This is a genomic window from Hymenobacter nitidus, from assembly GCF_020447315.1.
Lineage (GTDB): Bacteria > Bacteroidota > Bacteroidia > Cytophagales > Hymenobacteraceae > Hymenobacter > Hymenobacter nitidus.
Genome location: NZ_JAJADQ010000013.1, coordinates 22829 through 43235, shown reverse-complemented (window position 1 = coordinate 43235; position 20407 = coordinate 22829). Strand labels below are relative to the sequence as shown.

The window sequence follows — 20407 nt, the reverse complement described above, 5'->3', positions numbered from 1 at the left end:
ACAAAAACTCACTATTTCACCAGTTCACTATTTCCCTAATGACTGCTGCCATTTCCAGGAGCTGGCCAGGGCTTCGTCCAGGGTAGCCGTAGTCTTGAAGCCTAGCTCCTGCGTGGCTTTCGTGACGTCGGCGTAGATGGCGGGCACGTCGCCGGTGCGGGGCGGGCCGATGGTGTAGTTCAGCTTCTGGCCGGTGGCACGCTCGAAAGCCTGCACCACTTCCAGCACGCTGTTGCCGCGGCCGGTACCCACGTTAAAGGTTTCCACGGCCTCGCCTTTGGCATCGAGCAGGCGCTGCACGGCCACAACATGAGCTTTGGCCAAGTCGACCACGTGCACGTAGTCGCGGATGTTGGTACCGTCGGGCGTGTCGTAGGTGTCGCCGTAGATGGTGAGCTTCTCCCGGATGCCGGCAGCCGTCTGGGTGATGAACGGCACCAGATTATTGGGCACGCCCAGGGGCAGCTCGCCAATGCGGGCCGACTCGTGAGCCCCAATCGGGTTGAAGTAGCGCAGCAGAATGGTGCGGATGGCGCCATTCGATACCGAAGCCACGTCGTTGAGGATATCCTCGCAGATTTTCTTGGTATTGCCGTAGGGCGAAGTAGCCGGTTTGGTCGGGGTTTGCTCGGTTACAGGCAGCTGGTCCGGAATGCCGTACACGGTGCACGACGAGGAGAAAACCAGGTTGGCCACACCGTAATCGGGCATTACCTTGAGCAGGGTAATGAGCGAGCCGACGTTGTTCTGATAGTATTTCAGCGGCTGCTGCACCGATTCACCCACCGCTTTGAAGGCGGCAAAGTGAATGATGCCCCGGATATCGGCTTCCTGGTCGAACACGCCGCGCAGGGCCGCCTCGTCGCCGCAGTCGATGCGGTAGCAGGGCACGGCCACGCCCAGAATATCCTTGATGCCATCCAGTACCGATTCCTGGGAGTTGCTGAAGTCGTCGATAATAATGGGCTGATACCCGGCCTCATACAGCTCAACCACCGCGTGGGAGCCAATGTAGCCCGCCCCGCCCGTCACTACGATTTTCGTTCTTGCCATCTTGGTGTGATTTAGTGATTTAGCGACTTAGCAACTTGGTGAGTTTGTTGTTCAATATCGCGCAAGTGGCGCAAGCCGAATATAAAACTCACTAATTCACTAACTCCCTGACTCACAGTTACAGGCTCCAGTACTGCAGGTCCTTCATCTTGCCCCGGTAGAGGCCTTTGATATCGACCAGCACCGGGTTTTCCGACGTAATCGACTCAAAGTACGCTTCGTCGTGGGCCAGATAGGGCTGGTGACTAACGGCCACGATTACCGCGTCGTAGTCTTTGCGAATGTCGGTTTCGGGCGTCAGACGGAAGCCGTACTCGTGGTGCAGCTCATCGGAGTCGGCGTGCGGGTCCACGATGTCCACGTTCACGGAGAAGTTCTTCAGCTCCTGAATCACGTCGGCTACCTTGGAGTTGCGGATGTCTTCCACGTTTTCCTTGAAAGTAGCGCCCATCACCAGCACGCGGCTCTTGGCCACGTCTTTGCCCTGCTTAATCATCATCTGCACCGTTTTGCGGGCGATGTAAGCTCCCATGTTGTCGTTGGTGGTGCGGCCGCTTAAAATAACTTTCGCGTCGTAGCCCAGTTCCTTGGCCTTGTAGGTCAGGTAGTAAGGGTCCACGCCGATGCAGTGGCCGCCTACCAGGCCGGGCGAGAACTTCAGGAAGTTCCACTTCGTGCCGGCCGCTTCGAGCACTTCGTAGGTGTTGATGCTCATGCGGTCGAAAATCATCGACAGCTCGTTCATCAGGGCAATGTTGACGTCGCGCTGGGTGTTTTCGATGATCTTGGCGGCCTCGGCCACCTTGATGCTGCTGGCACGGTGCACGCCGGCCTTCACCACCAGCTCGTAGAGCTTGGCAATAACGTCGAGCGACTCAGCGTCGCAGCCGCTTACCACCTTCACGATGCTGGTCAGGGTGTGCTCCTTGTCGCCGGGATTGATGCGCTCGGGCGAATAGCCCACTTTGAAGTCACCGTTGGCGAAGCTCAGGCCCGAAAGCTTTTCCATTACCGGAATGCAGTCTTCCTCGGTGCAGCCGGGGTACACGGTGCTTTCAAACACCACGTAGTCGCCTTTTTTGAGCACTTTGCCCACGCTGCTCGAAGCGCCCAGCAGGGGCTTCAGGTCGGGCATGGCGTGCTCGTCGATGGGCGTGGGCACGGCCACGATGAAGAAGGTAGCTTCCCGCAGTACTTCCAGCGAATCGGTAAAGGTGATGTCGCAGCCGTCGAAGTCTTTGGCCTCCAGCTCGCCGCTGGGGTCAATGTTGTTGCGCATCAAATCAACGCGGGCGGCGTTGATGTCGAAGCCGATAACACTGAGCTTGCGGGCAAATTCAAGGGCGATGGGAAGGCCCACGTAGCCGAGGCCGATGACGGCCAGTTTGGTCTGTTTCTGGAGGAGTTGCTCGTACACGTTGCGAAATTCAGAGTTAGCGGATGCTAATACGGGAAACCTGATGATTGGTAAGCAAATATTCTTCGCCGCTTTCGGGGCAGGTGGCGTGGCCGGCCGCATCAAACTGCAGCCGATGCCCGAAGGCACTCATCCAGCCGTGCTGCCGCGCCGGATTGCCGTACACTAGCGCATACGGCGGCACGTCCCGAGTGACTACCGAGCCGGCCCCGACGAAGGCATATTCGCCCAGCCGGACCCCGCACACGATAGTGCTGTTGGCCCCAATGCTGACGCCCTTTTCCAGCACCGTGGTTTGGTACTGGCCGCGGCGCACCACGGCGCTGCGCGGGTTGCGCACGTTGGTAAACACCACGGACGGGCCCAAGAAGACGTCGTCGGCGCACTCTACGCCGGTGTAGAGGCTCACGTTGTTTTGCACCTTCACGTTGCGGCCCAGCTTCACGCCGTCGGCTATCATAACGTTCTGGCCAATGCTGCACTTTTCACCCAGCTCGCAGCCGGGCATCAGGTGGGCAAAATGCCAGATACGGCACCCGGCCCCAATGCGGCAGCCTTCGTCGAGGACGGCGGTAGGGTGCGCAAAGTAGGCGGGAGCATCCGGCACAGAGGAGAAGCTTGGGTTCGGGTCAGCAGTTTTTGAGCCCGCAAAGGTAGGGCTTTTCGAAGGTTTGTCCGTTAAGAAGCCGAGAAGTTTAGCGGCCCGCCTCCCGCACGCGGTTTGGTAGTGAGAACTTTACCCCTTTTTAGAGGCCCGCACCATCCGGTCTTTGCCGAAAATATCCTGGCGCGGCTCAACACTAGCGTAGCCCTGCCGACCTAGCATTTCGACCAGCTCGGCCGCATACTGCTCATTGATTTCGAAGTAGAGCGCGCCGCCGGGCCGCAGCCAGCGCTGCCCCAGCGCCCCAATGCGCCGGTAGAACAGCAGCGGGTCGTGGTCGGGCACAAACAGGGCGGTGGCCGGCTCGAAGCCCAGCACGTTGCGCCGCATCAGGGGCCGCTCGTTTTCCAGCACGTAGGGCGGGTTGCTGACCAGCACGGCCACTGAGCCCGGCTCTATCCCATCCGGTTCCTGGGTTAAAATATCAGCCTGCACAAACTCCACCGGGCTCTGGTAGCGGGCCGCGTTGCGCCGGGCCACGTCCAGCGCCGGCGCCGAGATATCCACACCCACCATGCGCCGGGGCTGCAGGGCCTGTTGCAGGGCAATGGGAATGCAGCCGCTGCCGGTGCCAATATCGACGATGGTTAGCTCGGCCCGCCCCCGTTGCTCTTGGATGATGAGGGCTACCAGCTCCTCGGTTTCGGGCCGGGGAATGAGTGTGGCGGGCGTCACCTCCAGCTCCAGGCCGGCAAAGTGAGCCACGCCCAGCACGTACTGCACCGGCTCGTGCAGCAGCAGCCGCGCCTGAATCTGAGCGACTTGAGCATCTACCTGGGCCGGCACTTCTTCGGCGCTGCGCATCCGGCGCTGCAAGGGTGAAAGCTGCAGCAGGTGCTCTACCACGATGCTGGCTATGCTGTCGGCCTCCGAAACCGGGTAAACGGCGTGCAGGGCGGTGGCAAGCTCGGTGGTCAGCTGGCGAATGGTGGGCATAGGCAAAACGGCTTCGATGAAGCCCGGCGGGTAGCGCGGCTCGGGTGCAAGTGCGTACCTTCGGGGACTGCAAAGCTACGCTCTAACCCACCATGACCGACTTTGACACCTTAATGATGCTCCGCGCGCTGGAACTGGCCCGCCTGGGCACCGGCTACGCCCGCCCCAACCCTTTGGTCGGCTGCGTGGTCACGCACGAGGGCCGCATTATCGGGGAAGGCTGGCACCGGCAGTACGGCGGCCCCCACGCCGAGGTAAACGCCCTGGCCTCGGTGGCCGACCAGCGCCTGCTCACGCAAAGCCGCGTGTACGTGACGCTGGAACCCTGCTCTCACTTCGGCAAAACCCCACCCTGCGCCGATTTGCTTATTGCCAAGGGCGTGAAGGAAGTAGTTGTGTGCAACCTCGACCCCAACCCGCTGGTGGCCGGCCGAGGGCTGGAAAAGCTGCGGGCGGCGGGTATCCACGTCGAAACCGGGGTGCTGGAAGCCGAGGGCCGCTGGCTGAACCGCCGCTTTTTCACGTTTCAGGAAAAGCAGCGGCCTTATGTAGTGTTGAAGTGGGCTGAAACGGCCGACGGCTACCTAGCCGGGCCCTATTTCCAGCCGGTGCGCATTAGCGGGCCGCTGGCTCAGGCGGCGGTGCACCAGTGGCGCACCGAGGAGCAGGCCATTCTTGTCGGTACCCGCACGGCGCTGCACGACAACCCACGGCTAAATGCGCGTGAATGGCCGGGACAAAATCCCATCCGCGTGGTTATCGACAAAAACCTGAGCTTGCCGCCCACTCATCATTTATTCGACGGGCAGCAGCCTACGCTGGTGTACACCTACCGGGAGCGGCCGACCAAGGAAAACCTGGGCTACATCACGCTTTCGGAGGCCGATGACCTGTTTCCGCAGCTGTTTGCCAACCTCTACCAGCGCCAGGTGCAGTCAGTGCTGGTGGAAGGTGGGCCCACGGTGCTCAGCTCTTTGCTGCGCGACGGGCTCTGGGACGAAATGCGGATTCTGCGCAGCCGCAAAACCCTGGGGGGTGGCATAGCAGCACCCAAACACGGCCTGTCGGGCCTGCACGAGCAGTTCTCGCTCGGTGAAGACGACGTATTCATTTACCACAACCGGTGAAGTGGTGATTTAGCAACTCAGTGAGTTGTTTGGGCGACGCAATTTTATGCCAGCGGAACATCTAACGTCTTTTTCCCATTTCATCTGTTTTACCCCTACCACTCCGCGCCAGTTGAGCGAAAAACTCACTAAGTCGCTAAATCACTAAATCACCACTGTATGGCTGAAGAACTCATCCTTGATACCACGCTCACCAAAACCGAAAAATACCGTCAGCTATTACCCCAGATTGAAGCCCTGACCACCGGGGAGCCGGATCTGGTAGCCAACCTGGCCAACACCGCCGCCGCGCTGCGCCAGGCATTTGGCTTCTTCTGGGTCGGCTTCTACCTGGTCAAAAACGACGAACTGGTGCTGGGCCCGTTCCAGGGTCCTATTGCCTGCACCCGCATCCGGCACGGTAAAGGCGTGTGCGGCAGTAGCTGGGCCCAGGCCCAAACCCTACTCGTGCCCGACGTAGAGCAGTTTCCCGGTCACATTGCCTGCAGCTCGGAGTCGAAGTCGGAAATTGTGGTGCCGATTCTCAAAGACGGCCAGGTGGTAGCCGTGCTCGACGTGGACAGCGACCAGCTCAACGACTTCGACCAGGACGACCAGGTGGCCCTGGAGCAGCTGATGCAGCAAGCAGCCCGCTGGTTTTAGGTAGGTAAAGCTTATAATACAAAAAGGCCCGCAGCATAATGCCGCGGGCCTTTTTGTTGCTTCGGAAAGAAGAAAGCTTAGTTGCCGAACAAGGAAGGCTGAGTACTTTTCAGCTGGGCAATAACGGTCTGGCCGCCTTTCACCTTCTCCCCGATCTGCACTTTCACCTCGGTATCGATGGGCACGAATAGGTCGACGCGGGAGCCAAACTTGATGAAGCCGAACTCCTCGCCCTGGCTTACTTCGTCGCCCTCGTTAACATACCACACAATGCGGCGGGCCATGGCCCCGGCAATCTGGCGGAACAGGACCATGGGCCCGGCTTCCGACTGCACCACCACGGTGGTCCGCTCGTTTTTGGTGCTGCTTTTGGGGTGCCAGGCCACTAGGTAGTTGCCGGGATGGTACTTGAAGTAGCGCACGATGCCCGAAATCGGGTTGCGGGTAATGTGCACGTTAATCGGCGACATGAAGATGCTGATCTGCTTGCGCATGTCGTCAAAGTACTCCGGCTCGTGCACGTCCTCAATTACGACCACTTTGCCGTCGGCGGGGGCAATGAGCAGATCTTCGTGGGTAAGCAGATTGCGGAACGGGCTGCGGAAGAACTGCAGCAGCAGCAGAAACGCAATGACAGAGGCCCCGACAAAAATGCGGTTGAAAGTGACGGCGTCAGCATTGAACTGAAACAGCAGCAGGTTGATGGCCAACAGCGCCAGCAACGTGAAGAAAAGTATGCGTCGTCCTTCTTTGTGAATCTTCATAAATCGCAGATTAGCGCTGAGTAACGAATCGATTTTCGCTGATTCAAGCGCTTATTCAGAAACGGGTACCGGCCAACTGTTGAGTTGGGGCAAGTTTTAGTCCTTACGTGTCAAACTACACAAAGATAGCCCGAGCCTGCCGGCCCGGGCTATCCGAAAGCAAATATAGCCGCTTTGCGGTAGTGAATTAGCGACTTAGTGATTTAGTGAGTTTATCGTTCCGCTTGCACCAATTGCGCAGTATTGAACATCAAACTCACTAAATCACTAAGTCGCTAATTCACTTCTTTAGAAGCCGCCGCGGAACTTGTAGGTCTGGGCTACTTTGTCGATAGCTACCACGTAGGCCGCGATGCGCATGGGCACCTTGTACTTCTGCGACGTGGCATACACTTTCTCGAAGGCGTCGGTCATGATGCGCTCGGCGCGCTCAATTACCATGTCCTCGCTCCACTTGTAGCCCAGGCGGTTCTGTACCCACTCGAAGTAGGAAACCGTCACGCCGCCGGAGTTGGCCAGAATGTCGGGCACCACCATGATACCTTTCTCATTGATGATCGGGTCGGCGGAGGCCGAGGTGGGGCCGTTGGCGCCTTCCACAATCAGCTTGGCTTTGATATCGTGGGCGTTGTGCTCGGTAATAACGTCTTCCACGGCGGCGGGCACCAGCACGTCCACATCGGCGAGCAGCAGCTCATCGGCGTTCATGAGGGTGGCACCGGTGTAGCCTTCGAGGCGGCCGTTGTGCACGTTTTTGTAGGCAATGGCTTCGTCGATGTTGATGCCGTTGTCGTTCCAATAAGCACCGCTAATATCCGATACGCCCTTGATTTTCACGCCTTTCTCCGCCAGCAGCTTCGCGGCCCAGGAGCCTACGTTGCCGAAGCCCTGTACCACGGCCGACGACTCTTCGGGCTTCATGCCCAGCTTGGCCATAGCAGCCAGCGCCGATACCATTACGCCGCGGCCGGTAGCCTCAGTGCGGCCCAAAGAGCCCCCCATTACCAGCGGCTTGCCGGTAACCACAGCGGGTGAGGTAGCACCCACCGTCTTGGAGAATTCGTCCATCAGCCAAGCCATTTCCCGGGGGCCGGTGCCCATGTCGGGAGCTGGAATGTCGCGGTCGGGGCCGAATACGTCCTTCAGGGCCAGGGTGTAGCCGCGGGTCAGGCGCTCCAGCTCACCGGGGCTCATGGTAGTCGGGTCGCAGATGATACCGCCTTTGGCACCGCCATAAGGGATGTCAACTACGGCGCACTTCCACGTCATCCAGGCCGCCAGGGCCTTTACTTCGTCGATGTGCACGTTCACGTCGTAGCGGATACCGCCTTTCGAGGGACCCAGAATGGTGTTGTGCACCACGCGGTAGCCTTCGAAGACGCGCACCTTGCCGTTGTCCATCGTCACGGGGATGTTGACGATAACCTGCTTGTCGGGCGCTTTGAGAACGTTATACGTTGAATCGTCGAGCCCTAAGATCTCCGCCGCGATGTTGAAGCGCGACATCATTGATTCCAGGGGATTTTCACGGTCCACGATTGGGGCCGGCTCTTTGTACACCGTGGTGGCAGCCATACGGGAAGAGGTAAGTTGAAGTGGGTGGGTAATGAAAAAGCGGGGCTTAGCGGTGGGAAGCCGGGGCCAGACGCCTGAATTGAGGGGCCAAAGGTAGTAGATTATGCCATACGCAGGAAAGCACAGCGGGGTGCGTCTTTCTTAGCCACAGCCCCATAGCGGCCTCACTAAGTTCCTCAGAACAGTTTTGACACGACAGAAGAGGATTGAAGAAGCCCCAGAGCAGTTTTGACACGCCGAAACTGCTCTGAGGCTTCTTACATGCGGAAAAGGCATAGGGGGAGTTCTCCAATACCATGTTGGCACGCCGAAAGGCATTTTGAGAACTCCCCAACCCTGTTTTATCTGGTGGAAAGGCGTTTGGAGGGTGTGGGGATGCCTACTTGCGCCTTCTCATTGGGCAAAGTGAAACTGCGCAACCCCATAATATCAGCAATGATTGCGACGCGACTATGCGTCGCAACGTCGTTCGTTAGCCGAAAAGCAGCTGCAACAGGGCCAGCACGGGCAGGATGAACAGGAAGGCATCGAACCGGTCGAGCAGGCCGCCGTGGCCGGGCATGATGGTGCCAGAGTCCTTGATGTCGACGCTGCGCTTGAGCATGGATTCGGCCAGGTCGCCGAGGGGGCCGAAGAGGGCCACGGTGCCGGCGGCCACGAGGCGGTAGGTCAGGGACAAATCCGTGAGCCAGAAGCCCAGGACCCAGCCCATGACCAGCGTGAGCAGGAAGCCGCCGATGGCGCCTTCCCAGGTTTTGCCGGGCGAAATCTTAGGCGCCAGCTTGTGCTTGCCAAAGGTTTTGCCGGCCGCGTAAGCCCCGATATCGGAGCACCAGACCAGAAATAGCAGGGCTACGATGCGGCGGTAGTCGTAGCCGTTGTCGCCACTGAAGGCCACCACATTGAGCAGGCTCATGGGCAGGCTCACGTAGAGCAGGCCCAGCAGAGCTACCCCCACGTTGGAGAAGGGCGAGAAATCCTGGTTTTCGCGGGGCCAGGCAGTCATTTCCCGCAAAATAAGAATAACAGGCAGCAGCATAACGATACCCAGCACCGCAAGGCCGGCAGAGCGCGCTACGTCACTTCCTGGAAAGTCCAACCTCAGATACGAGGCGCTCCTATGATTTGCAGCCACTACCGTAAATACAGCAGCAAAAACGAGTAAGCTGATGCTGATACCAAGTATAGCTGCCGGCTTGTAGCCTGCCCCCTGCATCATCCTATAGAACTCATGCAGCATCTTGGCCTGTACCAGGGCAAAGAAAATAGCAAACGACCAAGCGCCGTACCATACGGAACCGAGCAGCAGCACGGCTCCGATGACGCCGAAAAGGACGCGCTGGGCCAGGTTGGACATGGGCTTTTTACCGTCGGCAGGAGCAGCTGCGGGGGCAGTAGTAGCGGGCGAGGGGGAGGGCTCTGACAACGGGAATCGGAATTCGGGAACGGAGAATAAGAACGGGGCGGAAGCTACCGGGCTTCGGCGCCCTTACTGCCGAGCGTACGGGTTTCGGTGGGCGCGGTTTCGGGCAAGACGACGGCCACACCCGCGGCACTGAGCGTGTGCATTTCGGCGGGGGCAGCCTGCTCACGCTGCTTAAGGAAATACAGGATGGCGGCGGTGAACAAGAGGGAGAGCAGCACCAGGTACCAGGGCATGCTCTCAGTAGAATCGGGGTTGAAGCCGGGGTCGGTCCACTGGCTTTGCTGCACGTACAGCAGCACCAGCTGAAAGGCGTTATGGGTGAAGTGCGCGGCAATGGGCACCAGAATGTTACCGCTCCACTCGTAGAGGTAGCCCAGAATCAGGCCCAGCACAAAGCGCGGCACGAAGCCTAGGAACTGGGTGTGCACAGCGCTGAAAATGGCCGCGGCAATGAATATGCCGACGTGGCGCGACTTAAACCAGGCCACCAGATTGCGCTGCATTACTCCCCGGAAAAACAGCTCTTCGCTGACGGCCGCCACCACGGCAATGACCAGTAGCGCGACGCCAAAGCGGCCCGGCGAGTTGAACCGGGTCAGGAAGGCCGTCATTTTTTTCAGCTCCTCCTCTTTTTCCAGCGCCCAGGCTTCAAAATTAGTCAGCCAGGAAACGTCTTTCCAAGCTTCCGGCACGTGGGCGTGGGAATTCCACTCAATCAGGTAAGACATAGCGGGCAAACTCAGTAACATGATAGCGGCGGCGGCCACATACCACACCGGCGAAACCGAGCGGCGCGCCATAAAATACTCCCGCCACGAGTGGCCCGTGAGCCATACCAAGGCCAGCGCTGCGCCAGCCAGTCCGATGAGCAGCGTGAGGCCCTGGTTGAGCATAATCGCGCCCCAGCTGTTGGGATTATTCTGCGGATTGCGGGCCACTTCGCCCATTTCGACCAGGCCTACTCCAAAGAACAGCTTGGTGAAAACAGTGGCAATGAAGGCCCCCACGCTCAGGGACGCCAGCGCCAGCCCGATAAGCAGCAGTAGGCTCACAAAAGGGTGCAAACGGCTGGACACGAAACCTTTCATAGGGGGCAGGCGGTTACGGAAACTTGGAAGAGTCGTAAATTTGCGCAAATTCCTGTAATAGCCTTCCCCTGTGGTACACATCCGCGACCTTGCCCTGCCCGATTTCCCGTTGCTCCTGGCTCCTATGGAGGACGTTTCCGATCCGCCGTTCCGGGCCGTATGCAAAGCCAATGGGGCCGATTTGATGTACACCGAGTTTATTTCCTCGGAAGGCCTGATCCGGGACGCGGCCAAAAGCCGCAAGAAGCTCGACGTGTTCGACTACGAGCGACCCATCGGTATCCAGCTCTTCGGCTCCGACGTGGACACCATGGGCGAGTGTGCCCGCATCAGCACCCTGGCCGGCCCCGACCTGATTGATATCAACTACGGCTGCCCGGTAAAGCAGGTGGCCTGCCGGGGCGCGGGCGCGGCCCTGCTGCGCGACATTCCCAAGATGGTGGAAATGACCTCGGCCGTGGTGAAAGCCACGCACCTGCCCGTGACGGTGAAAACCCGTCTGGGCTGGGACGAGAATACGCTGAACGTGGAAGAAGTAGCTGAGCGGTTGCAGGACATTGGTATTGCAGCCCTCACCGTACATGGCCGCACCCGCGTGCAGATGTACAAGGGCGACGCCGACTGGCGTCTGATTGCTAAAATCAAGGAGAACCCGCGCATCAAAATCCCGATTTTCGGCAACGGTGACATCGACTCGCCCGAAAAAGCGGTGGAGTACAAAAACCGCTACGGCGTCGATGGCATCATGATTGGCCGGGCCAGCATCGGCTACCCCTGGATTTTCCGCGAAATCAAGCACTTCGTGGCTACCGGCGAAAAGCTGGCTCCGCCTACAGTGGAGGAGCGCGTGGCCATGTGCCGCATGCACTTCGAGAAAAGCATCGAGTGGAAGGGGGAGCGGTCCGGCATTCTGGAAATGCGCCGCCATTATGCCCACTACTTCCGGGGTCTGGAAGGAGCCAAGCAGTGGCGCATGCGCTTGGTCGAAACCTATTCCGTGGCCGAAGTACAGGCTATTCTGGAGGAAATCACCGCCGCCGAGCCGGTGCTGGTAGGGTAATTCCTCCAGTCCTATTTTGAACGTCATGCTGAGCTTGCCGAAGCAACTCTCCCCCAGGAGTAACTAATTCTGGTTTTGGCGGGAGAGATGCTTCGACAAGCTCAGCATGACGTTCTTTTCTTCGATTTCTCTTTCCGCTTTCCCCACCCCGCATGTCGCCCACCCCTACCGCCCCGGCCGTTTCTACGGCGCCCGAAACCACCCCGGTAGCCTCGCCCCCGCCCCACCGCACGCCGGCTTCGGCCTGGGTGCTACTCATCACGCTGGCAACTATCTGGGGCACGTCGTTTATTCTGATGAAGAAAGGGCTGGTGGTGTTTTCGGCTATGGAGCTGGGGGCCACGCGCGTGACGGTAGCGGCCCTGCTGCTGCTGCCCTTTGCCCTGAAGCACCTGCCGCAGCTGGAGCGCAGCCGCGTGAAGTGGCTGGTGCTCAGCGGCGTGGTCGGCACGCTTATTCCGGCGTTTCTCTTTGCCTACGCCGAAACCAAGCTGGCCTCAGGCCTGGCCGGGGTGCTCAATGCCCTGACGGCCGTCTTTACGCTGGTGGTCGGGGCGCTGTTTTTTGGGCAGAAGCTTACGCCGCTGCGGGTACTGGGCATCGTGCTGGGCCTGGTGGGCACGGTGGTGCTGATGCTGCTGGGCGGCAACGGCGGCGAGGCTACGCCCACCGGCGAGGGCAATGCCTGGTACGGCCTCTACATCGTGCTGGCCACGGCAGGCTACGGGGTGAGCGTCAACGTTATCAAGAACCGGCTGCACGGCATTCCGCCCCTGGCCGTCACGGGGTTGCTACTGCTTTACATCGGGGGGCCGGCGTTGGTGTACCTGCTCGTGGGCACCGATTTTATCCACAAGCTGCAAACCGTGCCGGGCGCCTGGAAAGCCTTTGGCTACATTGTGCTGCTGGCCACCATGAGTACGGCCGTGGCCATGGTGCTCTTCAACAAGCTGATTCAACAGTCGACAGCGCTGTTTGCGGCTTCCAACACCTACCTAGTGCCTATTATGGCCCTCACCTGGGGCGTGCTCGACGGGGAGGCCTTCAACCTGTGGCACCTGCTGGGCATGGTCATCATCCTGATCAGCGTGGCCATTATTCACCGGGCCAAGTAAGCGCCCGGCCGAGACGAATATGCCCTGCCCATGCAACCCTGGTGGTAGGCGGCGGGCTCTGTTCAGTGATGTCAAGGCCGACCATTCGGCTCGGCGACTTCTATTCTAACCTTATCCCAGCATTCGAGCTATGCAAAAAGCAGCACTACTCCTGGTGGCCCTGGTAGCGGCGGCCTCCGGCGCCACGGCCCAAACCACGTATCGTATCGGCGTCCGGGTGGGCGGCAATCTGGCGGCAACTTCCACCGAGGGCTCCACGGCGCAAGCCGTTCCCAACGCCAGCAGCTGGTACGAGAAGGCGCCGATTTTTACCGGACAGGCCGGCCTTGTGCTGGAGGTAGCCCGCGGCAACTTCGCCTTCCAGCCCGCGCTGCTGTTTTCGCAAAAAGGCACCAAAATCAAGGGCGGCAGCACAGTCAGAGACCCGGAAACCGGTTACGAGTTCCGCCGGGAAGGCCAGACCACTGCCCGCTACAACTGGCTGGAGATGCCCCTGAATTTCGTGTATACCTTGCCGGGTAACACCGGCCTGCAGGTTTTTGCCGGGCCTTACGTAGCGGTGGGCGTTGGGGGTAGCGCCAAAACAACCATTAACAACACCACCACCGACCCCGGCGCGACGACAGTGCCCGTAACCCGCTACACGTCTACCATTGCCTACGCCTCCGGGGAAGCCAACTCCACCGCCATTTCTATCCGTGACTTTCACTCGCGCCGCTTCGACACGGGCTTCAACGTGGGAGTGGGCTACCGCCGCGGCCCCGTGCAGCTGCAGGCCGGCTACGGCATCGGCTTGGTGAACCTCTACTACAGCAAGGCCGGGGGCAACACCGACCAGAGTGGCTACAACCGGGTAGCCCAGCTAACGGGCACGTACTTTCTCAAATAGGCCGAACGCCGAGCCGCCCGCTCAAAGAGCCGCACCCAACCCAAACTGCACCCAGGCGTGGGAGCGGCTGCCTCGGAATTCGGGCGTAATCCAGACGGCAGACGTGCGGAAGCTCAGGCCGCCGTACGCGGCTACGATGCTGGCCGTGCCCTGGGCCACCACTCTTTTCACGGCGGAAGCCGGCAGCGTATAGGGGCTGGCGCGGTTGAGGAGCCCGCCCTGCAGCGTGGCATTATAGCCCACAAGGCGGGCGTCGGCCTGGCCGGTAGCATACAACTGAAACTGCTGCAGCCCCGCTTTTTGTGGCTGAGAAACCAGGCCCAGGTTGCGGAAATACGGATTCATTTTGCCCAGGCGCAGCAGCAGCCCGCCCCCAGCGAAGGTGTTGAGCGTGCCGATAGAAGCCTGGCCCTGCCCAATCAGCTCGGCTACGTTTGCGAGGCTCATCAGCTGCTGCTCCAGCTTCACTTCGTAGCCCAGCACCAGGTCGTTGCGAATCTGGTAGTCCCAGCCGCGGGGCGTGGGGGCGTCGAGCAGCTCGTGCACCTTGGTCTGGAACCCCTTGGCCCCAGCGGCCGGCCCGATGAAGCCGAGGTTCAGGCCCGAGGTCAGGCGGCGGTGGCGGGCGGCGCTGGTCGAAATCCGGTAGAGGGAGGCGTAGATGTAGGACGCATAGGGCCGGTCGCCGCGCCGGATGGTGTCGTCCTGGATGCGCAGGGGCGTGAAGCCGTCGTAGAACAGCTGCACGCCGTAGTGCTGCGCGCCGCCGGGCAGGGCGGGCAGCAGGATTTTGCGGGTTGGCAGCTTACTGAACGCCGGCAGCACTACGTTCAGCGTCATGCCCTGGGTGAAGTAGTAGTCGGTGCGGAAAAAGGCGTCGTTGGCGAAGGTGTAGCTGATGAGCTGGTCGGGGCTGATGCTGTCGGCGCTTTGGGCAGCGGCGCGGCTGCTCCTCAGCAGGGTCAGTAGCAGAAAAACGACCAGAACGAGGCGGTGCATAGGTTAATGGGGTTATTTCGTCTGGCATTTTGCAGCCTGCGTGGGCACAGGATGGCAGAGCATCCCGCCAAGCTCCTACTTAGAACCCGGCGCCGCGTAGCAATACGGCCAGTTGAGCCAGCGGCCGGTTTTGCCGCTACGGGCAGCATTGCCCACCACGTAAGCCACCAGACGGGGCAGCTCGGCGGCATCATGTACGGCGTAGTCGTAGCTGCCGGTTTGCCAGAAGTCAGCTTCGGCGGGCAGTAGGGCCCGTACCACGCGGCGGCATTGCGCGGCGGTGCGCTGGTGCAGCAGCTGCAGGGCTTTGTGGCAGGAAACGCCGCTCCCGACCGGCAAATGCAGTACCGCATGCACGTGGTTGGGCAGCAGTGCGAAGCACAGCACCCGAAACCCCAGCTCCTCCAGCAACAGCAGCTCCCCGGCCACGATGTCGGCTATTTTCTCTTTTTCCAGGAACGTCGGCCCCACGGTAGCGGCATCCAGCAGCTTATCAAAGCCCGCGAAAAACACCTTCTCGGCCCGGTGGTGCGCGGCGCGAAATGCGGCGGCATCGGGCAGCGCGCGGGCCTCATTCTGGGCCTGCTGCCGCTGCTGGTGTAGCTCCCGAAACGCCCGCGCCGGCACCGAGCCCGCCAGCCGAAACGTAACAAACAGGGTTTCACCGGCCGCTAGCAGCTGAGCAGAGTCCATATTCGGGAGTAGCATGAGCGTTTAGCCAATAGGCTGCAGCACGCCGTTGGTTTCGAGCAGCGTCCCGTTGTCCACTAGGCGCTGCACGGCCGTGTCTATCTGCTGGCGCATTTCCTCGCTGGGGCGCGCAAAGCCCAGCAGGCGTGCCGTGGGCAGCACCACCGCCGCCCGGCCGAGGGCAAAGCTGTGTTGCACGATGGTGACGATGGCCTTTGCCAGCTCCTCGGGCGCCACGAAGCTCAGCTTGCGCGACACGGCCGGCAGGGCGCTCCGGTCGCGCAGGGGCACGGCGGCCGCAGTCATGGTCGGCGTCCAGAGAAACTCGCCCTCCTGCCGGATGTGGCGCAGGTTTACGGCCAGCCGCACGGCCGCCGCCACGCTGCTCCTAATGCGAGAGCCCACCTGCGTAGCGCCCGTGGCCTGAGCCATGCGGCGCGTGGCCTCATCCAGGTGTACCGGGCTTTCCACGGCCACAATCTGCGTCAGCCAACCCGCCAGGCGCCCCATCGGGTGCTGATGTACTTCCAGCTGCCTAGCCGCGGCGGGCAGCTGAGCCAGTTGGTAGGGCGCGGCCAGTGGGGCCGGGCCCGTGGGGGCTTCTTCCCGCGTTATGCCGGTTGGTGCTTCCTCAATGGCCACCAGCTCTTCCTCAGGCTCATCCTCCTGGTCGAGGGCGGCCAGGCGGCGGGCTTCCTCGATGGCCAGCACCACCCGCTCGGTTTCACGCGCTGGGTCCCGAAACCAGTCGGTGCTCCAGATGCGGTGCAGCGTCCAGCCCACGTTTTCGAGCACCTGCTGACGCAGCCGGTCCCGGTCGCGGGCCGAGCGGGCGCTGTGGTACATGGCCCCGTCGCACTCAATACCGAGGATGTAGCGGCCCGGCTGGTCGGGGTCGACGACGGCCAGATCGATGTAGAAGCCCTGGGAGCCGATCTGGGGGCGCACCACGTAGCCGCGGGCGGTGAGGGCGCGGTGCACGGCCTCCTCAAACGGCGACTCCATGGCCCGGCCGGTTTCCGCGTTATGGTTGAGGCGGCCGTGCTGGGCAAATTCCAGAAACGTTTTCAGCGCCGCCACACCCTTGGCCTTGGCCCGGCTCAAATCGAGGTCGTCGGCTGTGAGGTTGGTGAAGACTTCGCAGCGCTGCTTGGCGCGGGTAATCAGCACGTTGAGGCGCCGCTCGCCGCCTTCACCGTTCAGCGGGCCGAAGCTCATGCTCAGGTAGCCCTCCTGGGTGCGGCCGTAGCCAATGCTGATCAGAATCACGTCCCGCTCGTCGCCCTGCACGTTTTCCAGGTTTTTCACGAAGAAAGGCTCGTGGGCGTGGCGGTTGAAAAACGCTTCGGTTTCGGGGTGCTGCCGGCGCAATTTTTCCAGCGCGTCCTGAATGGCCTGGCGCTGGACCGTGCTGAAGGCCACCACGCCCAGGGTAAGCTTCGGCGTGGTACGGGCGTGGTGCAATACGGCTTCGGCCACGGCGGCGGCTTCCAGCGGATTGGTGCGCGTGGTGCCCCGCTCGTAGTGGGTGGCGGGCAAATGGTGGTAGACCAGGCCCAGCTGCCCCTGCCCGCCAGGACTCGGGAAAATCACCAGCTTGTCGTCGTAGAACAGGTGGTTGGAAGCGGCAATCAGCGACTGGTGGAGGCTGCGGTAGTGCCAGCGCAGCATCCGCTCGGGCATCTGCCGGGCCTTGCACAGCTCCAGAATACTTTGAATATCGGCCGTCACGTTTTCCTCGTCGGCCTCTTCCCCCGCCCCGGTCAGTGAATCGAAGAACGAGGTGGGCGGCAGCTGCTTCGAGTCGCCGACTACTACCAGCTGCCGGCCGCGGGCAATGGCTCCCAGCGCATCCACTGGCTTCACCTGCGAGGCTTCGTCGAACACGACCAGGTCGAAGTCCACGGCCCCCGGCGGCAGGTAGCTGGCCACCGACAGCGGCGACATCATAAACACCGGCTTGATGGCCTGCACGGCGCGGCCGGCCTGCTGCATGAGCTTGCGCAGGGGCAAATGGCGGGTTTTCTTGGCAAACTCGTTCTTGAGCAGCAGCATTTGCCCGCTGGCCTGCTGGTGAGGCAGCTGGTTGAAGTGCTGTTGCATAGCCCGCACCCGGTTGTGGTAGAGCGAGTCTTCGTCGGCTTCGCGGAAGCGGGCGGCAGTTTCCTCGTGGCTGGCCCGCTCAAACTGGCGGAGCGCCGGATGCTGGGCGTAGGCCTGCTTCTGCAGATACTCCAGCCAGGTCTGGCGCACGGCGGCTACCAGGTGTTGGGCGGCCGGCTCCCAGGTTTCTGCCAATATCAGCAGCTCGGACAGGTTGTCGGCGGCTACGCCCGCGGCCACGTTGTTCCACTCGGTCGTCAGGCGCAGGGCGGGCACGTCGGCCAGCCAGGCGCTCAAGGTGTGCTGTTGCGCTTCGAACAACTGAAACTCCATTCGGCCTGCCGGCCCAAACCGGCGGGGCTCATTGAGCAGCAGGGCCCCAGCCACCGCCCGCGTGGCGGCGCGGTGACCCGCCAGAGCGGTTTCCAGAGCTATCAGCGGAGAGGTAATTTCCGCCGGGTTTGGGGATTCACTCAGGTAGTGCAGCAACTCGGCGGGCAACTGGCGCTGGGCTATGCGCTGGTGAGTAAGCATCAGGAAGTCGGCCGTTTTGCGCACAGCAGTCCAGTCGGAGCGCAGGCCTTGCCAAGCTGGGCCGAACAGCTTCCCGGCCCAGAACTCAGCTTCCTGCACCGCCTGCGCGTGGCGGCTGGCTTCGTGAATGGCATCAATGACGGGCAGCACTGCGGCGGCTTCCTCGGGCAATGGACCGCGCCACAGGCTTTGCAGCCGTTTTTTGGCTTGCCGGTAGTCGCCCTTGAGGAATTTCCACCACTTGTCGCCGTAGGAAAGCAGGGCCGCCCGCTCCGGCAGCAGGGTTTGATTCCAGGCCTCGGGCAGCAGTATGGCATCATACTGCTGGTGCAGCGCCGCGTAGCTGATTCCCGCCTGTAGCAGCTCTCCTGTTCTGCCCGCCTGCGTCGTCCAGGCCGAATCCGCGACGGCCATTCCGGCTAGCGGTGGGGCCAACTGGGCGTGGCGGGCGGCAGGCAACAAAGCTTCGGCGGCCGTGCGCTCCGTGGGCACGGGCACGCCTAGCAGCTGGGCCAGCACCTCGGCGGCCACTTGCAGCGCGGCTACGGCCTCCTGAGCCTCGCGCAGCCGCAGCGTCAGGGCTTCCTGGTCGGCGGGCAGCAGCACCGTCAGCTCACTGCCCCAGAACAGCAGGCTTTTCGGCTTCCCGATTTTCTGCAGCGTAGCCTGCAAGCGGGCGGCCTGACTTTCGGCGTGGGCGGCATCGGCATCGGTCCAGTCGGCGAGAGTGGTGAAGGCCAGGCGCGGCAGCTCCACCGGGCCACGCTCTTCGTTCAGGCGCAGCAGCTCGCCTACCACCTGCTGTACGGTGCGGCGGCTGCGGCCAACAGGTGCGTTGACGGCTAACGCGTAGTTGTTCAGGGCGGTGCGGTAGCGGGGCAGCTGGGCCATCTGGTCGGCCACGGTGGCATCTACGGCGGGGCGGCCCAGGCCCAGGGTGTGGCGTAGCTCGTCGTGCAGGGCCTTTTTGTTGGCTTTGTGGCTGTGCAGCTCCAGGCAGGCCGCACCCAGGCCCAGGGTATCGAGGCGGCGCTTCACCACTTCCAGGGCCGCCATTTTCTCGGCCACGAACAGCACCTTTTTACCCGCCCCAATGGCTTCGGCCAGCAGGTTGGCAATGGTCTGCGACTTGCCCGTGCCGGGTGGCCCCTGAATCACGAGGTTGCGGCCCTCGTGCACGGCCAGCAGGGCCAGCAGCTGCGACGAATCGGCATCGAGCACCTGGTGCAGCTCGTGGGCCGGGCTTTCGGTGTCCAGAAAAGCGGTGTCGCCGATGGTGGGCGCGGCATCCTGAAAGCCAGTATCGGTGCCCAGTAGCGCGGCCAGGGCGGGGTGGTCGAGCAGGGTGGCGTCGGCGGGCCAGGTAGTGGGGTCCAGGTCGCGGTAGAGCATGAACTTGCCGAAGGAAAAGAAGCCCAGGGTAATGCTGTCGGGCACGACCTGCCAGCGCGGCAGGCCCGCTACGGCCTGCGCTACGGCGGCAAAGTAGTCGACCACGCGCAGCTCTTCCTCGGCTTCGGGCAAGGGCAGCGCCACCCCGAAGCTGGCCCGCAGCTTGGCCTGCAGGCTCAAGTTGCCTTCGATTTCGGCCCCGGTGTGGCGCAGCTTGAACCGCTCGGCGGCAGTGCTACGCTCCAGCAGCACCGGCACCAGCAGCAGCGGGGCCTGCCGCGGCTCCTGGCTGCTCTCGGCCTCATACCAAGTCAGCTGGCCCAGAGCCAGATACAGGATGTTCACGCCCTGCTCTTCTAGGCTGGTGCGGGCGGTATAATACGTATTGAGCAGGCGCGCTTCGAGCTTAGCCAGGGGCTCGGCGGTTTGCAGCTTGTTGTCGGTCAGCAGGCGTTGGCGCTCGGCTTCGGATAGGTCAGGCAGCAGATTGGCGGCTTCTTCGACTGGCGCGGTTTCGGGCACCTTCCCCCCCTGCCCCCTCTCCGAAAATGGAGAGGGAGAGTCTGACGGTTCAGAAGTGTTGATTTCAATGAATGTGTCTGCTAATGGCAGGAGCAACGGCGTTGCGGCCAGCTTCTTAGCCTCGGGGAAAGCCAGGAAATACATGGTTTTGCCCTGGCGCACCAGCACCTCGTACACCGCCGCCGACTCTTCCTGCGTTACGACCACCCCGCGGGCCGGGGAAGGCCGGAAGTTGAGCAGCGGGTTGCGCAGGCCAAGGTCGAGCAGCTCCTCGCGGGAGGCGTGCAGGCGGGCGAGCAGGCCAGAGGCCGACGACGAAACCGGGGTACTTTCCATAAAGCAGGTAGAATAAGGCCAGACGCAGCGCGGGCTTTGCCCTGGGGGCGCGTCAACCAAAGTTCTCGGTTAATG

Annotated in this window: 16 protein-coding genes; 5 read left to right on the top strand and 11 right to left on the bottom strand. The window is 61.7% G+C overall.

Translation table 11 applies throughout. The features are described 5' to 3' along the window. Nucleotides 1-27: 27 nt before the first annotated feature. The 4 genes from galE to prmC form a co-directional block, all read right to left on the bottom strand. Nucleotides 28-1053: a UDP-glucose 4-epimerase GalE gene (galE, locus tag LGH70_RS20485; protein ID WP_226189590.1), complete on the bottom strand. Its 1026-nt coding sequence runs from the start codon at nt 1051-1053 to the stop codon at nt 28-30. 118 nt (nt 1054-1171) lie between these two features. Beyond that, nucleotides 1172-2470 carry a nucleotide sugar dehydrogenase gene (locus LGH70_RS20480; protein WP_226189587.1) on the bottom strand — a complete coding sequence of 433 codons (1299 nt, stop codon included), beginning with the start codon at nt 2468-2470 and terminating at the stop codon, nt 1172-1174. 16 nt (nt 2471-2486) lie between these two features. Next, nucleotides 2487-3077, bottom strand: coding sequence for an acyltransferase (locus LGH70_RS20475; RefSeq protein ID WP_226189586.1), 591 nt, complete (start codon nt 3075-3077; stop codon nt 2487-2489). 129 nt (nt 3078-3206) lie between these two features. After that, nucleotides 3207-4070 (bottom strand): peptide chain release factor N(5)-glutamine methyltransferase, encoded by an 864-nt coding sequence (gene prmC / locus LGH70_RS20470; protein ID WP_226189584.1) that lies wholly within the window; start codon nt 4068-4070, stop codon nt 3207-3209. Between the two features lie 92 nt (nt 4071-4162). Between prmC and ribD the strand changes: the two genes are divergently transcribed. Next, the gene (gene ribD, locus LGH70_RS20465) at nt 4163-5197 is read left to right on the top strand and encodes a bifunctional diaminohydroxyphosphoribosylaminopyrimidine deaminase/5-amino-6-(5-phosphoribosylamino)uracil reductase RibD (protein WP_226189583.1); all 1035 of its coding nucleotides are present in this window, start codon (nt 4163-4165) and stop codon (nt 5195-5197) included. Nucleotides 5198-5356: 159 nt separating this feature from the next. Continuing rightward, nucleotides 5357-5839 (top strand): GAF domain-containing protein, encoded by a 483-nt coding sequence (locus tag LGH70_RS20460; RefSeq protein WP_226189581.1) that lies wholly within the window; start codon nt 5357-5359, stop codon nt 5837-5839. Between the two features lie 77 nt (nt 5840-5916). Here LGH70_RS20460 and LGH70_RS20455 read toward each other — a convergent pair whose 3' ends face one another. The 4 genes from LGH70_RS20455 to LGH70_RS20440 all read right to left on the bottom strand — a co-directional run bounded on the left by LGH70_RS20455 (nt 5917) and on the right by LGH70_RS20440 (nt 10656). Beyond that, nucleotides 5917-6603, bottom strand: a complete 687-nt coding sequence (locus tag LGH70_RS20455; protein WP_226189579.1) for a phosphatidylserine decarboxylase family protein — start codon at nt 6601-6603, stop codon at nt 5917-5919. 288 nt (nt 6604-6891) lie between these two features. Beyond that, nucleotides 6892-8178 carry a Glu/Leu/Phe/Val family dehydrogenase gene (locus tag LGH70_RS20450; protein ID WP_226189577.1) on the bottom strand — a complete coding sequence of 429 codons (1287 nt, stop codon included), beginning with the start codon at nt 8176-8178 and terminating at the stop codon, nt 6892-6894. Nucleotides 8179-8650: 472 nt separating this feature from the next. Beyond that, nucleotides 8651-9604: a phosphatidate cytidylyltransferase gene (locus tag LGH70_RS20445; RefSeq protein WP_226189575.1), complete on the bottom strand. Its 954-nt coding sequence runs from the start codon at nt 9602-9604 to the stop codon at nt 8651-8653. A 44-nt stretch (nt 9605-9648) separates the two neighbouring features. Continuing rightward, a complete protein-coding gene (locus tag LGH70_RS20440) occupies nt 9649-10656 on the bottom strand; it encodes a CPBP family intramembrane glutamic endopeptidase (RefSeq protein ID WP_226189572.1) in 1008 nt (335 codons plus the stop codon). A gap of 106 nt (nt 10657-10762) precedes the next feature. On the opposite strand from LGH70_RS20440, the gene dusB reads away from it, so the two are divergent. From dusB to LGH70_RS20425, 3 genes are all read left to right on the top strand, one after another. Beyond that, nucleotides 10763-11752, top strand: coding sequence for a tRNA dihydrouridine synthase DusB (gene dusB / locus LGH70_RS20435; RefSeq protein ID WP_226189569.1), 990 nt, complete (start codon nt 10763-10765; stop codon nt 11750-11752). Nucleotides 11753-11904: 152 nt separating this feature from the next. Further along, complete coding sequence (locus LGH70_RS20430) at nt 11905-12867, top strand: DMT family transporter (RefSeq protein ID WP_226189567.1); 963 nt, start codon at nt 11905-11907, stop codon at nt 12865-12867. A gap of 130 nt (nt 12868-12997) precedes the next feature. Continuing rightward, the gene (locus LGH70_RS20425; RefSeq protein ID WP_226189566.1) at nt 12998-13756 is read left to right on the top strand and encodes an outer membrane beta-barrel protein; all 759 of its coding nucleotides are present in this window, start codon (nt 12998-13000) and stop codon (nt 13754-13756) included. A 21-nt stretch (nt 13757-13777) separates the two neighbouring features. Here the strand turns inward: LGH70_RS20425 and LGH70_RS20420 are convergent, their stop codons facing one another. From LGH70_RS20420 to proA, 3 genes are all read right to left on the bottom strand, one after another. Further along, entirely contained in the window at nt 13778-14755 is a 978-nt protein-coding gene (locus LGH70_RS20420) for a lipid A deacylase LpxR family protein (RefSeq protein ID WP_226189564.1), read from the bottom strand. Nucleotides 14756-14830: 75 nt separating this feature from the next. After that, nucleotides 14831-15448, bottom strand: a complete 618-nt coding sequence (locus LGH70_RS20415; protein WP_226189562.1) for a hypothetical protein — start codon at nt 15446-15448, stop codon at nt 14831-14833. Nucleotides 15449-15469: 21 nt separating this feature from the next. Continuing rightward, nucleotides 15470-20332: an anti-phage protein ProA gene (proA, locus tag LGH70_RS20410; protein WP_226189559.1), complete on the bottom strand. Its 4863-nt coding sequence runs from the start codon at nt 20330-20332 to the stop codon at nt 15470-15472. Between the last annotated feature and the right edge of the window lie 75 nt (nt 20333-20407).